The sequence below is a fragment of the Streptomyces sp. NPDC025618 genome (assembly GCF_055558795.1).
In genome coordinates this window covers 61,251-82,838 of sequence record NZ_JBVHLW010000007.1, presented here as the reverse complement: position 1 = coordinate 82,838, position 21,588 = coordinate 61,251, and the positions used below count along the sequence as shown (strand labels likewise).

At 72.6% G+C, this 21,588-nt stretch carries 26 protein-coding genes; 17 read left to right on the top strand and 9 right to left on the bottom strand.

Going from position 1 to position 21,588, the window contains the following annotated elements; all coding sequences use genetic code 11:
- The first annotated feature begins 19 nt into the window (after positions 1–19).
- Both dapE and ACZ4A5_RS09480 read left to right on the top strand, forming a co-directional pair.
- The gene (gene dapE, locus ACZ4A5_RS09485; RefSeq protein ID WP_467580391.1) at positions 20–1,099 is read left to right on the top strand and encodes a succinyl-diaminopimelate desuccinylase; all 1,080 of its coding nucleotides are present in this window, start codon (positions 20–22) and stop codon (positions 1,097–1,099) included.
- 65 nt (positions 1,100–1,164) lie between these two features.
- Positions 1,165–1,914, top strand: a complete 750-nt coding sequence (locus tag ACZ4A5_RS09480; RefSeq protein ID WP_467580389.1) for an LOG family protein — start codon at positions 1,165–1,167, stop codon at positions 1,912–1,914.
- Between the two features lie 56 nt (positions 1,915–1,970).
- Here the strand turns inward: ACZ4A5_RS09480 and folP are convergent, their stop codons facing one another.
- Positions 1,971–2,831, bottom strand: coding sequence for a dihydropteroate synthase (gene folP / locus ACZ4A5_RS09475; RefSeq protein WP_467580387.1), 861 nt, complete (start codon positions 2,829–2,831; stop codon positions 1,971–1,973).
- Between the two features lie 100 nt (positions 2,832–2,931).
- On the opposite strand from folP, the gene ACZ4A5_RS09470 reads away from it, so the two are divergent.
- The gene (locus ACZ4A5_RS09470; RefSeq protein ID WP_467580700.1) at positions 2,932–3,321 is read left to right on the top strand and encodes a DivIVA domain-containing protein; all 390 of its coding nucleotides are present in this window, start codon (positions 2,932–2,934) and stop codon (positions 3,319–3,321) included.
- Positions 3,318–3,908 (top strand): DNA-3-methyladenine glycosylase I, encoded by a 591-nt coding sequence (locus ACZ4A5_RS09465; protein WP_467580385.1) that lies wholly within the window; start codon positions 3,318–3,320, stop codon positions 3,906–3,908. Before ACZ4A5_RS09470 ends, ACZ4A5_RS09465 begins: the two co-directional genes overlap by 4 nt.
- A gap of 12 nt (positions 3,909–3,920) precedes the next feature.
- Here the strand turns inward: ACZ4A5_RS09465 and chcB are convergent, their stop codons facing one another.
- Positions 3,921–4,706: a 2-cyclohexenylcarbonyl CoA isomerase gene (gene chcB / locus ACZ4A5_RS09460; RefSeq protein WP_467580382.1), complete on the bottom strand. Its 786-nt coding sequence runs from the start codon at positions 4,704–4,706 to the stop codon at positions 3,921–3,923.
- A 308-nt stretch (positions 4,707–5,014) separates the two neighbouring features.
- On the opposite strand from chcB, the gene ACZ4A5_RS09455 reads away from it, so the two are divergent.
- Positions 5,015–5,182, top strand: a complete 168-nt coding sequence (locus tag ACZ4A5_RS09455) for a DUF3117 domain-containing protein (protein ID WP_003985072.1) — start codon at positions 5,015–5,017, stop codon at positions 5,180–5,182.
- 101 nt (positions 5,183–5,283) lie between these two features.
- On the opposite strand, the gene ACZ4A5_RS09450 is transcribed toward ACZ4A5_RS09455, so the two are convergent.
- Positions 5,284–5,949 (bottom strand): O-methyltransferase, encoded by a 666-nt coding sequence (locus ACZ4A5_RS09450; protein ID WP_361525134.1) that lies wholly within the window; start codon positions 5,947–5,949, stop codon positions 5,284–5,286.
- A 163-nt stretch (positions 5,950–6,112) separates the two neighbouring features.
- On the opposite strand from ACZ4A5_RS09450, the gene sigE reads away from it, so the two are divergent.
- The 6 genes from sigE to ACZ4A5_RS09420 all read left to right on the top strand — a co-directional run bounded on the left by sigE (position 6,113) and on the right by ACZ4A5_RS09420 (position 11,062).
- A complete protein-coding gene (gene sigE / locus ACZ4A5_RS09445) occupies positions 6,113–6,928 on the top strand; it encodes an RNA polymerase sigma factor SigE (protein ID WP_467580379.1) in 816 nt (271 codons plus the stop codon).
- Positions 6,925–7,731 (top strand): anti-sigma factor family protein, encoded by an 807-nt coding sequence (locus ACZ4A5_RS09440; protein WP_467580377.1) that lies wholly within the window; start codon positions 6,925–6,927, stop codon positions 7,729–7,731. Before sigE ends, ACZ4A5_RS09440 begins: the two co-directional genes overlap by 4 nt.
- A gap of 177 nt (positions 7,732–7,908) precedes the next feature.
- Entirely contained in the window at positions 7,909–9,411 is a 1,503-nt protein-coding gene (locus tag ACZ4A5_RS09435; protein ID WP_467580374.1) for a S1C family serine protease, read from the top strand.
- A 106-nt stretch (positions 9,412–9,517) separates the two neighbouring features.
- Positions 9,518–9,973: a sec-independent translocase gene (locus tag ACZ4A5_RS09430; RefSeq protein WP_467580372.1), complete on the top strand. Its 456-nt coding sequence runs from the start codon at positions 9,518–9,520 to the stop codon at positions 9,971–9,973.
- 116 nt (positions 9,974–10,089) lie between these two features.
- Positions 10,090–10,779, top strand: a complete 690-nt coding sequence (locus ACZ4A5_RS09425; RefSeq protein WP_467580369.1) for a hypothetical protein — start codon at positions 10,090–10,092, stop codon at positions 10,777–10,779.
- A gap of 91 nt (positions 10,780–10,870) precedes the next feature.
- A complete protein-coding gene (locus tag ACZ4A5_RS09420) occupies positions 10,871–11,062 on the top strand; it encodes a YegP family protein (RefSeq protein ID WP_467580367.1) in 192 nt (63 codons plus the stop codon).
- Positions 11,063–11,120: 58 nt separating this feature from the next.
- Here the strand turns inward: ACZ4A5_RS09420 and ACZ4A5_RS09415 are convergent, their stop codons facing one another.
- Genes ACZ4A5_RS09415 through ACZ4A5_RS09405 form a run of 3 tightly spaced genes read right to left on the bottom strand, consistent with a single transcriptional unit; the run spans position 11,121 to position 14,162 of the window.
- Positions 11,121–12,281, bottom strand: a complete 1,161-nt coding sequence (locus ACZ4A5_RS09415) for an Mrp/NBP35 family ATP-binding protein (RefSeq protein WP_467580364.1) — start codon at positions 12,279–12,281, stop codon at positions 11,121–11,123.
- Between the two features lie 44 nt (positions 12,282–12,325).
- On the bottom strand, positions 12,326–12,877 hold the full coding sequence (locus ACZ4A5_RS09410; RefSeq protein WP_467580361.1) for a DUF1003 domain-containing protein: 552 nt from the start codon (positions 12,875–12,877) through the stop codon (positions 12,326–12,328).
- The gene (locus ACZ4A5_RS09405) at positions 12,867–14,162 is read right to left on the bottom strand and encodes a magnesium transporter MgtE N-terminal domain-containing protein (protein WP_467580358.1); all 1,296 of its coding nucleotides are present in this window, start codon (positions 14,160–14,162) and stop codon (positions 12,867–12,869) included. The genes ACZ4A5_RS09410 and ACZ4A5_RS09405 overlap by 11 nt, the downstream gene beginning before the upstream one ends.
- A 169-nt stretch (positions 14,163–14,331) precedes the next feature.
- Between ACZ4A5_RS09405 and ACZ4A5_RS09400 the strand changes: the two genes are divergently transcribed.
- Positions 14,332–15,126, top strand: coding sequence for a hypothetical protein (locus ACZ4A5_RS09400; RefSeq protein ID WP_467580355.1), 795 nt, complete (start codon positions 14,332–14,334; stop codon positions 15,124–15,126).
- A 14-nt stretch (positions 15,127–15,140) separates the two neighbouring features.
- Here ACZ4A5_RS09400 and ACZ4A5_RS09395 read toward each other — a convergent pair whose 3' ends face one another.
- Complete coding sequence (locus ACZ4A5_RS09395) at positions 15,141–15,647, bottom strand: hypothetical protein (RefSeq protein ID WP_467580352.1); 507 nt, start codon at positions 15,645–15,647, stop codon at positions 15,141–15,143.
- A gap of 34 nt (positions 15,648–15,681) precedes the next feature.
- Between ACZ4A5_RS09395 and ACZ4A5_RS09390 the strand changes: the two genes are divergently transcribed.
- Positions 15,682–16,632 (top strand): DMT family transporter, encoded by a 951-nt coding sequence (locus tag ACZ4A5_RS09390; RefSeq protein ID WP_467580697.1) that lies wholly within the window; start codon positions 15,682–15,684, stop codon positions 16,630–16,632.
- A 16-nt stretch (positions 16,633–16,648) separates the two neighbouring features.
- Here ACZ4A5_RS09390 and ACZ4A5_RS09385 read toward each other — a convergent pair whose 3' ends face one another.
- Entirely contained in the window at positions 16,649–17,755 is a 1,107-nt protein-coding gene (locus tag ACZ4A5_RS09385) for a magnesium and cobalt transport protein CorA (RefSeq protein WP_467580349.1), read from the bottom strand.
- A gap of 482 nt (positions 17,756–18,237) precedes the next feature.
- On the opposite strand from ACZ4A5_RS09385, the gene ACZ4A5_RS09380 reads away from it, so the two are divergent.
- The 4 genes from ACZ4A5_RS09380 to ACZ4A5_RS09365 all read left to right on the top strand — a co-directional run bounded on the left by ACZ4A5_RS09380 (position 18,238) and on the right by ACZ4A5_RS09365 (position 21,334).
- Entirely contained in the window at positions 18,238–18,822 is a 585-nt protein-coding gene (locus ACZ4A5_RS09380; RefSeq protein WP_467580346.1) for a suppressor of fused domain protein, read from the top strand.
- 74 nt (positions 18,823–18,896) lie between these two features.
- Positions 18,897–19,538, top strand: coding sequence for a DUF6758 family protein (locus ACZ4A5_RS09375; RefSeq protein ID WP_398870348.1), 642 nt, complete (start codon positions 18,897–18,899; stop codon positions 19,536–19,538).
- Between the two features lie 119 nt (positions 19,539–19,657).
- A complete protein-coding gene (locus ACZ4A5_RS09370; RefSeq protein WP_467580343.1) occupies positions 19,658–20,521 on the top strand; it encodes a PHP domain-containing protein in 864 nt (287 codons plus the stop codon).
- A 207-nt stretch (positions 20,522–20,728) separates the two neighbouring features.
- Positions 20,729–21,334 (top strand): MarC family protein, encoded by a 606-nt coding sequence (locus ACZ4A5_RS09365; RefSeq protein ID WP_467580340.1) that lies wholly within the window; start codon positions 20,729–20,731, stop codon positions 21,332–21,334.
- Positions 21,335–21,430: 96 nt separating this feature from the next.
- Here the strand turns inward: ACZ4A5_RS09365 and ACZ4A5_RS09360 are convergent, their stop codons facing one another.
- Positions 21,431–21,583, bottom strand: a complete 153-nt coding sequence (locus ACZ4A5_RS09360; protein WP_162890354.1) for a hypothetical protein — start codon at positions 21,581–21,583, stop codon at positions 21,431–21,433.
- Positions 21,584–21,588 lie beyond the last annotated feature (5 nt).

Below are 21,588 nucleotides of genomic sequence, written 5' to 3'. Positions count from 1 at the left end.
CCGGGTTAGAGTCGCGGGCATGGATGACGCCGTACTCGACCTGTCCCTCGACGCCGCCGCCCTCACCGCCCGGCTCGTCGACATCCCCTCGGAGAGCGGGAACGAGAAGACGCTCGCCGACGCGGTGGAGAACGCGCTGCGCGCGCTGCCGCACCTGACCGTCGACCGGTACGGCAACAACGTCGTCGCCCGCACGAACCTGGGCCGCGCCGAGCGCGTGGTGCTCGCCGGGCACATCGACACCGTCCCCATCGCCGACAACGTCCCCTCGCGCCTGGACGAGGACGGCTTCCTGTGGGGCTGCGGCACCAGCGACATGAAGTCCGGCGTCGCGGTGCAGCTGCGCATCGCCGCGACCGTCCCCGCGCCCAACCGCGACCTGACGTTCGTCTTCTACGACAACGAAGAGGTCGCCGCCCATCTCAACGGCCTCGGCCACGTCGCCGCGGCCCACCCGGACTGGCTCACCGCCGACTTCGCCGTCCTGCTGGAGCCGACCGACGCCCAGGTCGAGGGCGGCTGCCAGGGCACCCTGCGGGTCCTGCTGCGCACGGAGGGCGAGCGCGCCCACTCGGCGCGCAGCTGGATGGGCAGCAACGCGATCCACGCGGCGGCCCCGGTCCTCGCCCGGCTCGCCGCCTACGAGCCGCGCCGGCCGGTCATCGACGGCCTGGAGTTCCACGAGGGGCTCAACGCCGTACGGATCGAGGGCGGCGTCGCCGGCAACGTCATCCCCGACGCCTGCACGGTCACCGTCAACTTCCGCTACGCCCCCGACCGCACCCAGGAAGAGGCGCTGGCGCACGTCCGGGAGGTCTTCGAGGGCTGCGGCGTCGCGGAGTTCGTCGTCGACGACCACTCGCCCGGCGCGCTGCCCGGCCTGTCCCACCCGGCCGCCGCGGCGTTCATCGAGGCCGTCGGGGGGACGCCGAAGCCCAAGTTCGGCTGGACGGACGTCTCGCGCTTCTCGGCGCTCGGCGTGCCCGCCGTCAACTACGGTCCCGGCGATCCCATGGTCGCGCACAAGCGGGACGAGCGGGTGCGCGCCGAGCTGATCCCGCGGTGCGAGGAGCGGCTGCGCGCCTGGCTGACCTCCTGACGGGCCCGCCCGCGGCGCCGTCTGGCCCTACGCTGAACAGCAACGATCAGCGGAGGGAGAGCGGAATGGCACATCCCGAAGGAACCCGCGCACAGCGGGAACAGCGCCGTGGGCCGGTCGTGCGCAGGCACGGCCAGATGCAGCAGGGCACCACCGACCAGCATCTGCTGGACACCAGAGGCACCGCGGACTGGGTGCACGAGGATCCCTTCAGGGTGATGCGCATCCAGTCCGAGTTCGTCGAGGGCTTCGGCGCGCTAGCCGAACTGCCGCCCGCCATCAGCGTGTTCGGCTCGGCCCGCACGCCGGTGGGCTCGCCGGAGTACGAGGCCGGGGTGGCGCTCGGCCGCGGCCTGGTCGAGGCCGGCTTCGCGGTCATCACCGGCGGCGGCCCCGGCGCGATGGAGGCCGCCAACAGGGGCGCGACGGAGGCGGGCGGCATCTCCGTCGGCCTCGGCATCGAGCTGCCCTTCGAGCAGGGCCTCAACTCCTACGTCAACCTCGGTGTGGACTTCCGCTACTTCTTCGTCCGCAAGACGATGTTCGTGAAGTACGCGAGCGGGTTCGTCGTGCTGCCGGGCGGACTCGGCACGCTGGACGAGCTGTTCGAGGCGCTGACGCTGGTGCAGACCAAGAAGGTCACGCGCTTCCCGATCGTCCTCTTCGGCACGGCGTACTGGCGCGGCCTGGTCGACTGGTTCCGCGACACCCTGATCGCGGAGGGCAAGGCGGGCCTGCAGGACCTGCACCTGTTCCATGTGACGGACGATGTCGACGAGGCGGTCGGCCTGGTCACCAAGGAGGCCGGGGCGTAAGCGGCGCGGCGCCCGCCGGCCCGCCCGCGGGCCCGGCGGGGCGCCTGCCGCGTGCGCTAGGCGAGCCCGCGGCGCGCCACCGCCGGGGCCCGGTGCCCCGCGATCGACGCCACCATGTCGAGCACCTGCCTGGTCTCCGCGACCTCGTGCACGCGGTAGACCCGCGCCCCGAGCCACGCGGAGACGGCCGTTGTCGCGAGCGTGCCCAGCACCCGTTCCTTCACCGGCTTGTCGAGCGTCTCCCCGACGAAGTCCTTGTTGGACAGCGAGACGAGCACGGGCCAGCCCGTCTCCGCCATCTCGCCCAGCCGCCGGGTCGCCTCCAGGGAATGGCGGGTGTTCTTCCCGAAGTCGTGGCCCGGGTCGATCATGATCGCGTCGCGCCGGACGCCGAGCGCGACGGCCCGCTCGGCCAGCCCGAGCGTCACGCGCAGGATGTCCGCCATCACGTCGTCGTACGCGACGCGGTGCGGCCGCGTGCGCGGCTCCACCTCGCCCGCGTGCGTGCACACCAGGCCCACGCCGTACCGCGCCGCGACCTCGGCCAGCTTGGGGTCGAAGCCGCCCCACGCGTCGTTGAGCACGTCGGCGCCCGCCTCGCAGACCGCCTCGCCGACGTCGTGCCGCCAGGTGTCCACGCTGATCACCACGTCCGGGTGACGCCGGCGGACCTCGGCCACGAAGCCGACGGTGCGCCGCGCCTCCTCCTCGGCGGTGACCTCCGCGCCGGGGCCCGCCTTCACGCCGCCGATGTCGATGATGGCGGCACCCTCCGCCACCGCCTGCTCCACGCGGGCCAGCGCGGCCTCGTCGTGGAAGGTGGCCCCCTGGTCGTAGAAGGAGTCAGGCGTCCGGTTGACGATCGCCATGATCACCGGTTCGTGGGCGTCGAACTCGCGTCGTCCCAGCCGCAGCATTTCCCTACTCCTCTTCGCGTGGTCCGCCAGCGACCTTAACTGTCAGTGGGGCATGGCACGATCGTGGACGACGGATTCGTGTGGCGGGCGCACCTGGGAGATGGTCGTGTTCTGGTTCTTGCTCATCGCGCTGGTCGTGGTGGTGGCCGCGGTCACGCTCTTCGTCGTGGGCGGCGGGAGCGGTGTCTCGCTGCCCGAGGCCGAGCCGGACCGGATCGCCTGGCCGCTGCCCGCGGACCGGCCCACGAGCCGGGCCGACGTCGACGCGGTGCGGCTGCCGCTCGCCCTGCGCGGCTATCGCATGACGGAGACCGACGACGTCCTGGACAGGCTCGGCGCCGAACTGGCCGAAAGGGACGCGCGGATCGCCGAGCTGGAGCGGTCCCTCGCCGACGCGCGGGCGCAGGCGGCGAGGAGACACGAGGAGGGCCCCGGCCCGGCGCCGCACGACGCCGCGCCGGGCGAGCGGAGCGGGGGCGGGGAAGCGTGAGCACCGGAGCGGTCGTCGGCCCGGACGGCCTGGCGCGCTGTCCCTGGGGCCTGGAAGCGGAGTCCATGGAGGACTACCGCCGCTATCACGACACCGAGTGGGCCCGCCCGGTGCACGGCGACGACGCCCTTTACGAACGGATGTGCCTGGAGGCGTTCCAGTCCGGGCTGTCGTGGCTGACGATCCTGCGCCGCCGCGAGGGGTTCCGCGCGGCCTTCGCCGGTTTCTCCATCGCCAAGGTGGCGGCCTTCACGGAGGCCGACGCCGAGCGGCTGTTCGCCGACCCGGGCATCATCCGCAACCGCGCGAAGATCACCGCGGCGATCGGCAACGCCCGGGTGGCGGCGGAGTGGGCGCCCGGCGAGCTGGACGCCTTCATCTGGTCGTACGCCCCGGACGCCCCCCGGAAGGCGCCCCGCTCGGCGGCGGACGTGCCCGCGACGACCCCGGAGTCCACGGCGCTGGCGAAGGAGCTCAAGAAGCGGGGCTTCCGCTTCGTCGGCCCCACGACGGCGTACGCCATGATGCAGGCGTGCGGCCTGGTCAACGACCACCTGGCCAACTGCCACGCGCGCGAGGGCGCGTAGCCGCCCGACCGGTCAGCGCCCCACGAAGCGCGGCTTCTCCTTCTTCAGGAAGGCGTCGACCGCGATGCGGTGGTCCGCGGAGGCTCCCGCGCGGCCCTGGAGCTCGTCCTCCTTGGCCAGCGACTGGGCGAGCGAGTGGTCCGCGCCGTAGGCCAGCGACTCCTTGAGCGCGGCGTAGGCCCCGGTCGGGCCCTCCGCGAGACGGCGGGCCACCGCCCGGGCCTGCGCGGCGAGCTCCGCCGCGGGCACGACCTTGTTGGCGATGCCCAGCTCGTACGCCTCCTGGGCGGGCACGTTGCGGGGGAACAGCAGCAGGTCCGAGGCGCGGCTGTGGCCGACCAGGCGGGGGAGGGTCCATGAGACGCCCGAGTCGGCGGTGAGCGCGACCCCGGCGAAGGAGGTGTTGAAGGAGGCGGTGTCCGCGACGACGCGGTAGTCCGCGGCGAAGGCGAAGCCCGCGCCCGCGCCCGCCGCGACACCGTTGACCCCGGCCACGACCGGCTTCCGCATCCCGGTGATCGCGGTGACGATCGGGTTGTAGTGCTCCTTGACGGTGGTCATCACCGACTCGGCCCGGGCAAGCAGCTCGACGTGTTCCTTGAGGTCCTGTCCGACGCAGAAGGCGCGCCCCGTGGCGGTCAGCAGGACGGCGCGCACGGCCGGATCCGCGCCGGCCTCCTGGAGCACGTCGCGCAGCGCCACCTTCGTCGCGATGTCGAGCGCGTTCATGGCGTCGGGACGGTTGAGTGTCACCGTCGCGAGCCCGTCCGTCACGTCGTACAGCACGGTGTCGGCCATGGAGCCGCTCCCTCCCTCGTCGCGGCTGCGTCGACAGCCGTCAGGGTCAGCATGCCGGAGATCACCGGCAGCCGATATGTGACCTGCGTCAAAGAAACCGGCCATCGAGGCGGTGCGATGGCGGCGCAGTATCGCAGTCCGATCGCCGAATTGGGTGGTTTTGAGAGAGCGCGTTGCCGACCGGATGCGGACTGATGTTGGTCATCGGGTCACGCGATGCGGGATAATGGCCTGGAAGCAATGTGTTCGATGCCGGTGACACCTGGGTTGTCGGCTGCGGCGAGCTGGTTTCAGGAAGGGGAACGAGCATGGCGGCCATGAAGCCGCGGACGGGCGATGGCCCGCTCGAGGTGACCAAGGAGGGGCGGGGCATCGTCATGCGGGTTCCGCTCGAGGGCGGCGGTCGTCTCGTCGTCGAGCTGACCCCGGACGAGGCCAAGGCTCTCGGCGAGGCCCTGGAGAAGGTCACCGTCTGACGCGCGGCCTGCGGATCTCACGCTGCCCCGGCGCCGGCTCGTCCCGGCTCCGGGGCAGTGGCGTATCCGCGGCCGCCCGCGCGCGCCCGGGCGGGCGGCCGTCAGCCGCGCCGGGCCGCGCACAGCAGTCCGTCGCCGACCGGCAGCAGCGAGGGCAGCAGCACCGTGGACTCGCGGACGGCGCGCAGCAACTCGCGTAGCCGCTGCACCTCGGCGGGCTGGGCGGCGGAGTCGACCGTGCGGCCGTCCGCGAAGACGCCCTCGAAGCAGACGAGTCCGCCCGGCCGCAACAGGCGCAACGATTCGGCTAGATAGTCGAGGCACTCCAGCCGGTCGCCGTCGCAGAACACCAGGTCGTATCCGCCGTCGGCGAGGCGCGGCAGGACCTCCAGCGCGCGGCCCGGGATGAAGCGCGCCCGGTTGCCCGCGAAGCCCGCGGCGCGGAACGCCTGCCGGGCGAACTGCTGGCACTCCGGATCGCTGTCCACGGTCGTCAGCACACCGTCGGGCCGCATGCCGTGCAGGAGATGGAGGCCGGAGACGCCCGTGCCCGTGCCGATCTCGGCCACCGCCTTGGCGTCCACCGCCGCGGCGAGCAGGCGCAGCGCGGCGCCGGTGCCGGACGACACCGAGCGGAGACCTGCCTCGTGAGCCCGGTCCCGGGCCCACCGCAGCGCCTCTCCCTCGGCGACGAACGCATCGGCGAACGCCCAGCTCGTCTGCTGGTTGCCGGTAATGGCCCTCTCCTGTCCCCGTAGTCGACGCAACCGTGACTGTATCCGCTGACCACGGGAACCCGCAGATGGGACCGCGCGTTGGGAAGAATCGGAAGGCTACGGCGGAGGAAGCCGGGGGGAGACGTCGGGGACGGGGGACCAAGACCAAATGAAGGTCAAAATTCCTTATCCTGAGCTAACGGGCGGGATGGATATGGTAGGGGCTCCACTGGACACCACCAGAGCCGACAGGGGAGGTGCGGCTGCGGCCGGAGACCGTCGGGGCGTGCTGAAGCGCTTTCGCAGGTCCATCGGCGAGCCGAAATCCGTGACCAAGACCGCTGACCGTTCGCTCCCCCATGGCCTGAACGGCATGGGCGGTGCCCCCATCGCCGACTCCGCACCCACCGCGACCTTCGCCACCGATGCGGATTCGCAGGCGTGGGCCCCTCCCTCCTGGGAGGAGATCGTCAGCACGCACAGTGCACGGGTCTACCGCCTCGCCTATCGCCTCACCGGCAATCAGCACGACGCCGAGGACCTCACGCAGGAGGTGTTCGTCCGCGTCTTCCGCTCGCTGTCGACGTACACCCCGGGCACGTTCGAGGGGTGGCTGCACCGCATCACCACCAACCTCTTCCTGGACATGGTCCGGCGACGCCAGCGCATCCGCTTCGACGCCCTCGGCGAGGACGCCGCGGAGCGGCTCCCCAGCCGCGAGCCGTCCCCCCAGCAGCACTTCAACGACACCCACTTCGACGCGGACGTCCAGCAGGCGCTGGACACCCTCGCCCCGGAGTTCCGCGCCGCCGTCGTCCTGTGCGACATCGAGGGCCTCTCCTACGAGGAGATCGCCGCGACGCTCGGCGTCAAGCTCGGCACCGTGCGCAGCCGCATCCACCGTGGCCGCTCCCACCTGCGCAAGGCACTTCAGCACCGCTCGCCCGCCGCCCGGGCCGAGCAGCGCGCTGTCGCCGTCACGGGTGCGGGCCCCGGCTTTCCGCTGGGTGGGGAGGTAGGGATCGCGTGACCGGTTCAGGCGGTCAGTCCCCCGCCGAGCACCATCTCGGCGACCGCCTCGCGGCCCTGGTCGACGGGGAGTTGGGACACGACTCTCGGGAGCGGGTGCTCGCGCACCTGGCGACCTGTTGGAAATGCAAAGCCGAAGCCGACGCCCAGCGCCGGCTCAAGAGCGTGTTCGCCGAGGCGGCAGCCCCGCCGCTCTCCGACGCGCTGCTCGCCCGCCTGCAGAACCTGCCCGGCACCGGCCCCGGCGGCGACGGCTCCGAGGGACTGCGCGGCGACGGCGCGCGGCCCGCTCCGGACGGCCGCAAGCGGTCCGGGAGTCAGGGAAAAGGCGGCTCCGGCACCCGGGCTGAAACCTTTGCCCTCTTCCCCGCCGCCCCCTGGCAGCGCGACCGCGGCTTCCGCGTCCACGAGTTGCCCGACCCCTCCCGCGGCGCCTCGCGCGGGCGCCGCTTCGCCTTCGCGGCGGCGGGCGCGGTCTCGCTCGCGGCCTTCGCGCTCGGCAGCGCCCAGCCGCTCGCCTCGGTCGGCGAGACCACCAGCGCGCGCTCGGAGGACCCCCGCGTGGCCACCACGCCTCTCTCCATGAGCCAGGGGGGCACCGCGGAGGACAGCCGTCGCTCCCTCGCCCTCACGCTCGCCGGGCGGGACGGGCCCGCGGTGCCCGGCGCCCCGCCCGCGCCCCCGCCTGGGGCCACGGGAGTCTCGCTGCTGCGGCCCTCCGCCGCGCCGTTCCCGCCGCTGATCCGCGCCGCGCTCCCCGCCCCGGGCTTCTCCGCGGCCGACAGCGCGCGGATCCGGCACTGATCCGTTCCCGCCATGGCCCGCCGCGGCCCGCCCTGATCCCGCCATGGCCGTGCCCGACGGATCCGGGCGGCGGCCCCGGGCCCTCTGCGCAGGCCCGCGCGGACCTGGTTGAATTCCCGGTGGGCCGCGGATCCCTCGGGCGACGCCGTGCGCCCTCCGGCGAACGGTGGGGAGAAGATGGACGAGGGGAAGGCCGGGCCCATGGGCCCCAAGCCGCACTGGTGGAGCCGTCCCCGGCGTACGACACCGCCTGACGCGGTGCCGCCCGGCCCGGAGGACCGGGGCGGCGAGGACGCCGCCCCCGCGTCTCCCTACGCCGCCCCGGCACCCCGGCACGCGCCCGATCCGTACAGCACCCCGCCCTACGGCCGTCCCGGACCGTGGGCGCCCGCGCCGCCCGTCCAGCGCCCCGGCACCCCGGCCCACGGCACCCGCCTCCCGCCGCCGGGCACGCCTCCCGCCCCGCCCGGCGCCCCGTTCCCGTACGGGGCGCCCCTGCCCGCGCCCTGGGGTTACGACCCCTGGGCCGTCTCACCCGCGACCGCACCGGCCGCTCCCGCCCCGGGGCCGGCCGCGCGGCGGCGCGGGCGGATCGTCGTCGGAGCGGTGATCGTGGCGCTCGTCGCCGGGGGCATCGGCGGGGTCGTCGGCGCGTTCCTGGAGCGGGACGGCGTGGTCGGGCACCACGTGCGGCTGCCGCAGGCGCCCGCGGACCGGTCCGGGCGCGCCCCCGGCAGCGTCGCCGGGATCGCGGCGCGCGCCCTGCCCGGCGTGGTGACGATCCATGTGCGCGGCGGCAGCGACCAGGGCACCGGCACCGGCTTCGTCCTGGACAAGGAGGGCCGCATCCTCACCAACAACCACGTCGTGGAGCCCGCGGGCTCCGGCGGCGACATATCGGTCACCTTCAACAGCGGCCAGACGGCGAAGGCCACCGTCGTCGGCCGGGACAGCGGCTACGACCTGGCCGTGCTCAAGGTCTCCGGCGTGACCGGGCTGACCCCGCTCGCCCTCGGCAACTCCGACTCCGTCCGCGTCGGCGACTCCGTGGTCGCCATCGGCGCGCCCTTCGACCTCGCGGGCACCGTCACCACCGGGATCATCAGCGCCAAGGAGCGCCCGATCACCGCGGGCGGCCAGAAGCAGGACGGCAGCGACGTCAGCTATGTGGACGCGCTCCAGACCGACGCCCCGATCAACCCGGGCAACTCCGGCGGGCCGCTGATGGACTCCCAGGCCCGCGTCATCGGGATCAACAGCGCGATCCGGTCCGCGGGCGACAGCTCCGAGCTCGGCGGCCAGGGCGGCAGCATCGGTCTCGGCTTCGCCATACCGGTCAACCAGGCCAAGCGCGTCGCCGAGGAGCTCATCAACACCGGCCGGGCCACCCACCCCGTCATCGGGGTGACCCTGGACATGACCTACGCGGGCGACGGCGCCCGGGTGAACTCCAAGGGCGCCGACGGCCCGGCCGTCACCCCGGGCGGGCCCGGTGACAAGGCCGGCATCCGGGACCAGGACGTGATCAAGAAGGTCGACGGCGCCCCGGTGCACAGCGGCCAGGAGCTGATCGTCAAGGTCCGCAGCCACCGTCCGGGTGACCGGCTCTCCCTGACCGTGGAGCACGACGGCGGGGAGCGGACCGTGGAGCTGACCCTGGGCTCGGCGGGCGCGCGGTGAGCTTTGGCCTGATGTTGGCCCGGGTGTCGCCCTCGGCGGTCCCGGGGCCAGGTACCGTGATAGGTGGCCGCGACCCCCGGCCACTTACGCATCAAGGAGCTGCAACGTGCTCGACATAGGACCCCTCGAGCTGGTCGCGCTCGTGGTGATCGCGGTGCTCATCTTCGGCCCGGACAAGCTGCCGAAGATGATCCAGGACGTGTCGCGGACGTTGCGCAAGATCCGGCAGTTCTCGGAGAACGCCAAGCAGGACATCCGCTCCGAGCTGGGCCCGGAGTTCAAGGACTTCGAGTTCGAGGACCTGAACCCCAAGACCTTCGTGCGCAAGCACGTGCTCGACAAGGACGAGCTGGGCCTGAAGGAGATCCGCAACGGCTTCGACTTCAAGGCGGAGATGGGCGACGTGGCCGACGCGGTCCACGGTCGCAGCAGTGCCCCCGCCCCTTCCTCCGAGCCGGCCGCCCCCGGCTCCGCATCCCCCTCCAGCGGTCCTGACCTGCTCAAAAAGCGCGAGGGGCTGCATCCGGGCGAGCGTCCGCCCTTCGATTCCGACGCCACCTGAGCTCGCGCGTCCCCGGCGCCATTGACGGGGGTGGCTATCCTCCCTGTGTTTGGGGTGAAGTCTCCCTAGGGGGCGGGCTCGCCCAGGACATCGGGCAACGAGGAGGCGCCGCACAGATGGAGACGACGAGTCGGGTAGGGGCGCAGGGGCCGGCCGGTGAGGCCGGGGCGGCCGCCGCACAGGATGCGGCACAGAGCGGCCCCGGTGCCCGGCGGTCCGTCGACGGCTATCTGCTGGCCTCGTTCCCCTGGTACGGCCTGGACGAGGCGTTCAGCGGGCCGCGCTGGCTGATGCAGGTCGGCGCCGCCGCCGACGGGACCGTGGAGCACGGTTCCACGGGCCATGGCGAGGAGCCCTCGCTGCGGGGCGAGAAGATCGCCCCCGCTGAGGCCAAGCAGCGTTTCGCCGTCGTGGTGACCGTCGCGAGCCGCCCCGTCCGGCGCAGCGCCGACGGCACGGGCGTGCTGGAGGCCACCTCGGTCTCCTCCGCCGCCTGGCTGGCCGGCTCGGGGCTGCTGTCGTCCACCTGGCCGGCGCAGATGGAGCGCGCCCTGCGGCAGGACTGGCTGGACCAGCAGACGGCCCTCGCCTGGGAGCTCGCCGACCATCTGGAGGAGCCCGCCTGGTCGACGCTGTCGCTCCCGGTCGACGGGGTGCCCACCGACTTCCGCTACCGCGAGTCCGAGTACGGCTGGGTGCTCGCCGGCTCCGCCGAGGGCGTCCACCTGGGCGCGTACGGGCGGGGTATGAGCGCGTACGGCATGGGCTTCTCGGTGATCAAGGACCTCGCCGCCTACGGGGGCTGAGGCGGTCACCGATCGGGCCACCCGAGCTGCGGGGGTCCCGGTGCCGGGCTTGAATGCCTGGCAGGGGACGCACTCGGAGAGGTGAAGCGACATGGGTGGTTCGTTCGAGCTCTACAAGGACAAGGCCGGCCAGCACCGGTTCCGCCTCAAGGCCGGGAACGGCGAGATCATCGCCGTCGGCGAGGCGTACAACAGCAAGGCCGCGGCCGAGAAGGGCATCGCGTCCGTGAAGAGCAACGCCCCCGACGCGCCGGTCAAGGACCTGGAGACCGGGAACCAGTAGCGGTAAGGGGCGGCCTCCATGGAGACCGCCCCTTACCGTGCCTGCCGCGCGGGCGGCGTCAGAACTTGTTGCGCGGGGTGATCCCCAGGGACATCCCCGACAGGCCGCGCTGGCGGCCGCCGAGCTTGCCCGCGATCGCCCGCAGCGCGACGCCCGCCGGGGAGTCGGGGTCCGACAGGACCACGGGCTCGCCGTCGTCGCCGCCCTCGCGCAGCCGGACGTCGATCGGGATCGAGCCCAGCACCGGCACGTTCGCGCCGGTCGTGCGCGTCAGGCCGTCGGCGACCGTCTGGCCGCCGCCCGTGCCGAAGACGTCGACCATCTCGTCGCAGTGCGGGCAGGGCAGCCCGGACATGTTCTCCACGACGCCGACGATTTTCTGGTGCGTCTGCACGGCGATCGAACCGGCGCGCTCGGCGACCTCGGCGGCGGCCTGCTGAGGGGTCGTCACCACCAGGATCTCGGCGTTCGGGACGAGCTGCGCGACGGAGATCGCGATGTCACCGGTGCCCGGCGGGAGGTCGAGCAGGAGGACGTCCAGGTCGCCCCAGTAGACATCCGCCAGGAACTGCTGGAGCGCGCGGTGCAGCATCGGGCCGCGCCACACCACCGGGGCGTTGCCCGGCGTGAACATCCCGATCGAGATGACCTTCACGCCGTTCGCCGACGGCGGCATGATCATGTTCTCGACCTGGGTGGGCCGGCTCTCACCCGCGCCCAGCATGCGGGGCACCGAGTGGCCGTAGATGTCCGCGTCCACGACGCCGACCTTCAGGCCGTCGGCCGCCATCGCCGCCGCGAGGTTGACCGTCACCGAGGACTTGCCGACGCCGCCCTTGCCGGACGCCACCGCGTAGACCCGGGTCAGCGAGCCCGGCTTGGCGAAGGGCACCTCGCGCTCGGCCGTGCCGCCGCGCAGCGACGCCGCCAGCTCCTTGCGCTGCTCGTCGCTCATCACGTCGAGCTCGACGGTGACATCGGTGACGCCCTCGACGGCGGCCACGGCGTTGCGCACGTTGCTCGTGATCGTCTCGCGCATCGGGCAGCCCTGGACCGTCAGATAGACCGCTACCGCGACCGAGCCGTCCGCACCGATCCCCACCGATTTGACCATCCCGAGGTCGGTGATCGGACGGTGGATCTCGGGGTCGTTCACCGTCGCCAGCGCGGCGCGGATCGCGTCCTCGCTCACAGACGTGCCGTTCGTGTCGGTAGCCATAAGCACGATGGTACGGCGCGTGAGGGGGCCTCCGGAAAGGCCCTTCAGCGGTCGCGTTCCTCACTCTCGTACGGGAATACCCGCCGCTGTTCCAGCTCCTTCACCAGATCCTGGAACTCCGAGCGGATCCAGTCCCGCGTCGCGACCTCGCCCAGGCCCATCCGCAGCGCCGCGATCTCCCGCGTCAGATACTCCGTGTCCGCGATGGACCGCTCGTTCTGCGTGCGGTCCTGCTCCAGGTTGACCCGGTCGCGGTCGTCCTGCCGGTTCTGCGCGAGGAGGATCAGCGGCGCCGCGTAGGACGCCTGGAGCGAGAGCACCAGGGTCAGGAAGATGAACGGATAGTTGTCGAACCGCAGATGCCCCGGCACCGTGGTGTTCCACAGCACCCACAGCACGATGACGACCGTCATCCAGACGATGAACCGGCCCGTCCCCAGGAACCGCGCGATCCGCTCCGAGGTGCGCCCGAACGCCTCCGGGTCGTAGCTGGGCAGCCAGCTGCGCCGCCGCACCCGCGGGAGGTCCAGCCGCACCCGCGGCTGGTGCGCGATCCGCTCCTTGGCCCGCTCCTCACGACTGCGTTCAGTGCCCATCCGCGGCCTCCGGAAGATCGCTCATGCCCAGTGCGCCGGAGTGCAGCTCGGTCTCCCGCCAGTCGTCCGGCAGCAGGTGGTCCAGGACGTCGTCGACGGTCACCGCGCCCAGCAGCGCGCCGCTGTCGTCCACCACGGGCGCGGCGACCATGTTGTAGGTCGCCAGATAGCTGGTGACGGCGGGCAGCGGGGTGTCCGGCGGCAGCGGCCGCAGGTCGGTGTCGACGATCGACCCGACGAGCGTGAACGGCGGGTCCCGCAGCAGCCGCTGGAAGTGCACCGTGCCCAGATACTTGCCCGTCGGGGTCTCGTCCGGCGGGCGGCACACGTAGACCTGCGCGGCCAGCGCGGGGGAGAGGTCGGGGTTGCGCACCCGCGCGAGGGCGTCGGCGACCGTGGCGTCCGGGCGGAGCACGATCGGCTCCGTGGTCATCAGGCCGCCCGCCGTCCGGTCCTCGTAGGCCATCAGGCGCCGTACGTCGGCGGCGTCCTCCGGCTGCATCAGCGTCAGCAGCCGCTCCATGTCGTCCTCGGGCAGCTCGGAGAGCAGGTCGGCGGCGTCGTCCGGGTCCATGGCCTCCAGGACGTCGGCCGCCCGCTCCTCCTTGAGCTTGCCGAGGATCTCGATCTGGTCGTCCTCCGGCAGCTCCTCCAGGACGTCGGCGAGCCGGTCGTCGTCGAGGGCGGCCGCCACCTCCGCGCGCCGCTTCGGCGACAGGTGGTGCAGCACGCTGGCCAGGTCGGCGGGGCGCAGCCGTTCGAAGGTGGCCAGGAGGTTCGCGGCGCCCTGCCCGTGCTCCTCCAGCGAGAAGCCGGTCACCGCCGACCACTCCACCGTCAGCGTCTCGCCCTTGCGGCGCAGGGCCCCGCCCTTGCCCTTGCGGACGAAGACCTTGTCGATCTCCCAGTCGCGGCGGGCCGGCAGCTGGGTGACCGCCACGTCGAGGACGGTGACCTCCTCGCCTCCGTCGACCAGGCGCACCCGGCGGTCCAGCAGCTCGCCGACGACCAGCGTCTCCGTGGGCCGCTGCTCGAAGCGCCGCAGATTGATCACGCCGGTGGTGATGACCTGACCGGACTCCACGCCCGTCACCCGGGTCATCGGCAGGAAGATCCGGCGGCGGCTGACGACCTCCACGACCAGACCCAGCACGCGCGGCGGACGGCCGCCGACGCGCAGCATCGCGACGAGGTCCTGCACCCGGCCGACCTGGTCGCCGTTCGGGTCGAAGACGGCCACCCCGGAGAGGTGCGAGACGAACACCCGGTGGACGCCTCCCGCCATGGCCGCGCCCTCCTGCTCCGGAATCCGAAGGGGTGATGTCCAGATTTCAGGCTACGTGCCCTGCTTCTCCCCGGCGCGGGAGAGACGGCCGTACGGACTCCCCGCTTCCGCCTCCGCGCGGCCCGGGTACGCTGCCGTACTCCATCGGTGTCAGGAGGCATGAGCAGACGTGCGAACCCCGAAGGCGGCACTCGTCGGAGCGCTGTGCGCCGGCCTGTCCGCCGCGCTCACGGCCTGTGGCGGCGGTGGCGACGATCCCGACGCGGGCACCAACGGCGTGGGCAAGCTCGACGCCGCGAAGATCCAGGACCAGGCCACGGCGGCCGCCCGCGGCGCGGACGCGGTCCACCTGTCCGGCAGCGTCGTCAGCCAGGGCCGTACGTACAGGATCGACATGCGGCTGAAGAAGGACGGCGGCACGGGCCAGGTCGCGACCGGCGCCGGCGCGTTCGAGCTGCTGCGGGTCGGCGACGAGCTCTACCTCAAGGCACCCGCGGCGTTCTGGTCGCACGGGGACGGCGGCGGCGCGGCGGGCGGCAAGCTGGAGAAGAAATACGTGAAGGTCCCCTCAAACGACCCGTCCTACCAGCAGTTCAAGGGCTTCACCGACAAGAACGTCCTGCTGGACGGCCTGCTCGTGCTGCACGGCAAGCTCACGCGCGGCGACCACGGGACGGTCGCCGGTGTCCGCACGATCCGCGTCACCGGCGGTGCCAAGGGCAGCGGCGGCACGCTCGACGTCTCCCTGACGGGCACGCCGTATCCGGTGCGGGTGCAGCGGGCGGGCGGGGCGGGCCAGCTGGAACTGGGCGACTGGGGCAAGGACTTCGCCCTCTCCGTCCCGGACAAGAGCGCCACCGTCGACTACGGCAAGAACATCCCGACCGGCGCCGACCCGTCCGCGGGCAAGGGCACCTCCACAGGCAAGGACTCGGGCACAGGCAAGGACCCGGGCACGTCCTGAAGCCCCATTCGGGGTCAGCCCCGGCGGCGCCGGCCCCGGAGCAGGCGCGGCAGGGCCGCGGGCATGGGCATCCGTGTGACGGCCGGGGACGGCAGGGGCTGCGCGGCCAGCGCCCCCGACGGCAGCTCCACCGTGGAGCCCTCGGGCTCCAGGCGGAGCACCCGGCACTCCGCGGCCCACCGCTCCTCGATCCGCTCCGCGTCCGGCGCGTTGAGCCGCTTGCTCTTGAGCTCGGCGACGGCCGCGCCCCACTCCTCGCCCCGCGCCGCGAGCTCGCTCACGCGCGCGTGCCAGGTCACCAGGCGGCCGCCCTTGTCCTTGCTGCGCACCGTCACGACCGCCCGCGCGCCGTCCGCGAGCCCGAGCTCCTCCACGGGCTGCTCGCCGGGCCCGCCGACGAGATGGGCGGCGCCCTCGTGCCACACGTGCCACAGCGCGCGGCTCGGCCCCGTCGGACCCTGCACCCAGATGAGGCCGGACTTCTTGGTGGCCTCTTCGATCAGCGCCAGCGTCTGCGTCATGAGCTCACCTTATGCCGCCTACGCTGGACGGGTGATGACTGCCCGGACCACCAGGACCGCCCGTGCCGCCCGTACGGGCCCCGCCGCCCCGCCGCAGGCGCCCGCGAGTGCCGCGGCCCCGGTCCGTACGGACGTCGCCCTGCTCGCCGTGGCCATCGCCGGGATCTCGCTCTCCGCGCCGCTCACCGCGACCATCACCCCGGCCGCCCTCGCCATCGCCTTCTGGCGCAACGCCATGGCGGTCGGCGCCCTCACCCCGCTCGCGCTCCTCCGGCACCGCGCCGAGCTGCGCGGCATCGGGCGCCGGGCCCTGCTGCTGTCCGTGGCGGCGGGCGTGCTGCTCGCCGTGCACTTCGCGATGTGGCTGCCGAGCCTGCGGATGACCTCGGTCGCGTCCTCGACCGCGCTCGTCACGACGACCCCGATCTGGACCACGCTCCTGCTGCGCCTCGGCGGACACCGCCGCCCGGGGCTCGTCTGGGCGGGCACGGCTCTCGCGTTCCTCGGTGTCGTGATCCTGACGGGCGTCGACTTCGCGGTATCGGCCCGCGCGCTCGCCGGGGACGCGCTCGCGCTCGCCGGCGGCATCGCGGCCGCCGGGTACGTCCTGCTGGGGGCGGAGGTGCGGCGGACGGTGGGTACCGTGGCGTACACCTATGTGCTGTACGCGACGACGACGGTCCTGCTGCTGGTCACCTGCCTGGTGTCCGGCGCCCGGCTCGGCGGCTACAGCGGGGAGACGTGGCTGAAGCTGGCCCTGCTCACGGTCACCGCGCAGCTGCTCGGGCACTCGCTGATCAACCGCGTGGTCAAGGGCCTCGGGCCGTCGGTCACCTCGACGGCGATCCTGCTGGAGACGCCGGGAGCCGCGCTGATCGCGGCCCTGTGGCTGCACCAGCTCCCGCCGGCCGCGGCCTGTCCCGCGCTGCTGGTGATCCTGGCGGGCCTGGCCCTGGTGATCCGGGGCGACCGGGCGGCGGGCTGACCCCCTTCTCCAGCCGCTACAGCCAGCCGTTCCGCTTGAAGCCCCGGTGGATGGCGACACAGATCGCCACCGTCACGACCATCACCGTCGGATAGCCGTACTTCCACTCCAGCTCCGGCATGTACTTGAAGTTCATGCCGTAGACCCCGGCGATCATCGTCGGCACCGCGCAGATCGCCGCCCACGACGTGATCTTCCGCATGTCCTCGTTCTGGGCGACCGACGCCTGCGCGAGGTTGGCCTGGAGGATGGAGTTGAGCAGGTCATCGAAGGAGACCACCTGCTCGTGCACGCGCGCGAGGTGGTCGGCGACGTCGCGAAAATACTTCTGGATGTCCGGGTCGACCAGCCGCATCGGCCGCTCGCTGAGCTGCTGCATCGGCCGCATCAGCGGCGAGACCGCCCGCTTGAACTCCAGCACCTCGCGCTTGAGCTGATAGATCCGGCCCGCGTCGCCACCGCGCGAAGAGCCCTTGCTGGGCGCGGAGAAGACATCGATCTCGACCTCGTCGATGTCGTCCTGCACCGCGTCGGCGACCGCGATATAGCCGTCGACCACCTGGTCGGCGATGGCGTGCAGGACGGCCGAGGGGCCCTTGGCGAGCAGCTCCGGGTCGTCCTGGAGGCGGTGGCGCAGCGCGCGCAACGAGCCCTGGCCGCCGTGCCGGACGGTGATGATGAAGTCCGGCCCGGTGAAGCACATCACCTCGCCGGTCTCCACGACCTCGCTGGTGGCGGTCAGTTCCGTGTGCTCGACGTAGTGGATGGTCTTGAAGACGGTGAACAGCGTGTCGTCGTAGCGCTCCAGCTTGGGCCGCTGGTGGGCGTGGACGGCGTCCTCCACGGCGAGCGGGTGCAGCCCGAACTCCTGGGCGATGCCGGAGAACTCACGCTCCGTCGGCTCGTGCAGCCCTATCCACGCGAAGCCGCCCCCGGCCCGCACCCGCCGCATGGCATCGGCCGGGCTGACGTGGTCGCTGAGGCGCTTGCCGTCGCGGTAGATCGCACAGTCGACCACCGCGCTGCTGACGGAGGGGTCCCGGGTGGAGTCGTACTCATGAGGAGTGACACCCCGGCGGAGGGCGGGGCGGACGGCGGCACGCAGGTCGCGGATCATCGACATGGCAGGCTCCTTCACGGGCCGGCCGTCAGTCTCGGTGGAGCGGCGCAACGCTGCCCGGAACGTGGACGTACCACCCCGGTCGGGAGGAGATACATCCGCAAAGCGGGCGGCGCTTCGCGCGGTGCGGCGGACTGACGGCAGTGCGCAAGAACTTCGCAGAGAACACGGAACAAAGCGAGACGAAGGCGCTCTTCCGTCAAGTGCTGCGGGCGCGAAAGGACTTCCAAGAGGAATCCCGGTGGTATCCGGCGAAAACGGCCGGTACGGGAAAGCTTTCAGATCACAAGGAGCGCGCCCGGAGCGGAGGGACGGGAGAACTGCCGGTACTGCACGGTCGACTAGGATCCACCGCAGCCCCACCTCCTCCGGCCGGTCCCCGCTGAGGGACGAGCGTAACTCCCTGACCAGAGGTCAAGGCTAGCAGCCACTTAACCCGTCAATACCCTCCTTTGCCCGTTCGATACGCGTTCTATGCTCACTGCATGTCAGACGTTCTCGCACTGGTCGAGGCCCGGCTGCGGACAGCCCTGGGCGAACCGGACGCGCGCGCCGCGGTGACCTTCCTCGGCACCGACCGGATCGAAGTCCTCCGCTTTCTCGACGGAGACGTCGTCCGCTACGCCACCCTCGGCATGTCCGCCCAGCCGATGGCCGACCCCACCGCCGTGGTCGCCGATCCGCTCCGAGGCCCCCGCGCCGAACTGGTCCTCTCCGTACGCGCCGGCCGCGCCGACACCGACAAGGTGCTCCGCCCGCTGGCCGTGCTCGCCGCGTCCCCGCAGGTGGAGGGGCTCGTCGTGGCGCCCGGCGCCTCGCTGGACACGGGCGAGCCGCTGTGGCCGGGCGCGCCGTTCACCTCCGTGCTCGTCGCCGAGTCCGGCGGGCTGATCGAGGACCTCGCACTGGACGACCCCATGGAGCCCGTCCGCTTCCTTCCGCTGCTGCCGATGACACCGAACGAGGCCGCGTGGAAGCGCGTCCAGGGAGCGGCCGCGCTGGAGGAGCGCTGGCTCGCGCACGGCACCGATCTGCGTGACCCACTGAGGCCCGGGGTGCCCCTGGGGTGACGCTCCGGGGTGTCGGCGTCCGGACGGGTGATCGTCCTTGACGCGGCGGCGGGCTCGGAGGACCGTTGGGCCTTATGAGGGGCGAACCCAGTTGCCCGAAGTGCGGAGGCCGGGTGCGCGCGCCCGGTCTCTTCTCCGACTCCTGGCAGTGCTCCGTGCACGGGCCGGTGCACCCCTTGCAGCCGGTCGTCCCGCCGAGCGTCGAGGCGCTGGCCGTCGTCGTCAACCGCGCCCGGGTGCCGGTGTGGATGCCCTGGCCGCTGCCCGTCGGCTGGCTCTTCACGGGCGTGACGTGCGCGGGCGACGACCGCAGCGGCGGCCGGGCCACCACCGTCGCCTGCTCGGGCCCGAGCCCGCTCGGCGGCCCGGGTGAGCTGCTGCTCGTCGCCGAGGAGCTCGGCGTCGGCCTCGGCGCCCGCTATGCCGGGATCGACGGCCCCGACCCCGGCCCCCATATGTGCGTCGACCGCTCGCCCCACGCCAAGGTGCACGCGGCGGGCCGCCCCACCCCCCTCTGGCACGTCGACGGCGCGCCCGACGACCGCGCGGTCTTCGCGGGCGAGGCGCGCGGGCTGTGGCTGTGGGCGGTCGTCTGGCCGGAGCGGTCGGGGCTGCTGATGTACGACGAGCTGGTGCTCACGGATCTGCGCGAGGCGGGCGCCGAGGTGGAACTCCTGCCGTGCGGCGCGCTGTCCCCGCGGCTGCTGTCCCCGTGACCCGGAGTCTGTCCCCGTAACCCGGCGTCCGGGACGGAGCGCCGGTGCGTGGCGGTGCCGACGGCGGCGCCGGTTATCCTGAACCGGTCCCCTTCCGTCCCACCGCCAGGAGCCGTGACGTGCGCATCGACCTGCACACCCACTCCACGGCTTCGGACGGCACGGACACCCCCGCCGAGCTGGTCCGCAACGCGGCCGCAGCCGGGCTGGACGTCGTCGCGCTGACCGACCACGACGGGGTCGGCGGCCACGCCGAGGCCATCGCCGCGCTGCCCGCCGGGCTCACCCTGGTCACGGGCGCCGAGCTCTCCTGCCGCTTCGCGGGGCCCGACGGCTTCAGCGTGCACATGCTGGCCTATCTCTTCGACCCGCTGGAGCCGGAGCTCGCCCGCGAGCGGGAGCTCGTCCGCGACGACCGGGTGCCCCGCGCGCGCGGCATGGTCGCCAAGCTCAACGAGCTGGGTGTGCCCGTCACCTGGGAGCGGGTCATGGAGCTCGCCGCGGGCGGCGCCGTGGGCCGGCCGCACGTGGCCAGCGCCATGGTCGAGCTGGGCGTGATCGACAGCGTCTCCGACGCCTTCACCCCCGAGTGGCTGGCCGGTGACGGCCGGGCCTACGTCGAGAAGCACGAGCTCGACCCCTTCGACGCGATCCGCCTGGTCAAGGCGGCGGGCGGGGTCACCGTCCTCGCGCACCCCCTGGCGCTCAAGCGGGGCAACTGCGTCTCCGAGAGCGGCATAGCCGAGCTCGCCTCGGCCGGTCTCGACGGCGTCGAGGTGGACCACATGGACCACGACGCGTCCACGCGCGCCCGGCTGCGCGGCCTGGCCGCCGACCTCTCCCTGCTGACCACCGGCTCCAGCGACTACCACGGCAGCCGCAAGACCTGCCGGCTCGGTGAGTACACCACCGACCCGGAGATCTACGGCGAGATCACCCGCCGGGCCACGGGAGCCTTCCCCGTCCCGGGCGCGGGCGGCTGACCCCTCACCCCTCCCGGTCAATCCGGACCACGCGCGTGCCCTGTGCGCCCGCGCGTGACCGGGCATCCGTACGCCCCTGAGCACCCGGCCGTACGACCGGCGCGTACTGCTCGTACGCACCCCCCTCCTACCTCCGTGCGCCGCCCCGCGCCCGCGAACCCCGCCTCACCCACGCTCCTGCTCGCACCACTCTCGCAAGGCCACACTGTGTTCGACTTCGCTGTCTTCGGATCCCTCTTTCTCACGCTTTTTGTGATCATGGACCCGCCCGGGATCACCCCGATCTTCCTCGCGCTCACCTCCGGCCGCCCGGCCAAGGTGCAGCGGCGGATGGCCTGGCAGGCCGCCGCGGTCGCCTTCGGCGTCATCGCCGTCTTCGGCATCTGCGGCCAGCAGATCCTGGACTACCTGCACATCACCACTCCGGCGCTGATGATCGCGGGCGGTCTGCTCCTGCTGCTGATCGCGCTGGACCTGCTGACCGGCAAGTCCGAGGAGCCGACCCAGACCAAGGACGTCAACGTCGCGCTCGTCCCGCTCGGCATGCCGCTGCTGGCCGGGCCCGGTGCGATCGTCTCGGTGATCCTGGCCGTCCAGCACGCGGACTCCGTCAGCGCCCAGATCTCGGTGTGGGTGGCCATCGCCGCGATGCACGTCGTGCTGTGGCTCGTGATGCGCTATTCGCTGCTGATCATCCGGGTCATCAAGGACGGCGGTGTGGTGCTGGTGACGCGGCTCGCGGGCATGATGCTCTCGGCGCTGGCCGTCCAGCAGATCATCAACGGCATCACCCAGGTCATCGCCGACCGCTGACCGCGCGGGCCCCGCGCCCGGCGCGGCTCACCCGCGAACGCACGACGCCCCCGTACGGTCCGTACGGGGGCGTCGGCGCGTGGGAGTGCTTGCGCACTACCGGGCCGCTGTGTGGGCCGGGCGGATGTAGATGCGCTGGCCTGTGGATGCGGCCTGCTGCACGATCCTGTTGACGGAGGCGGCGTCCACGACGGTGCTGTCGACGGCCGAGCCGTCGATGTCGTCCAGGCGCATGATTTCGAAGCGCAAGGCTT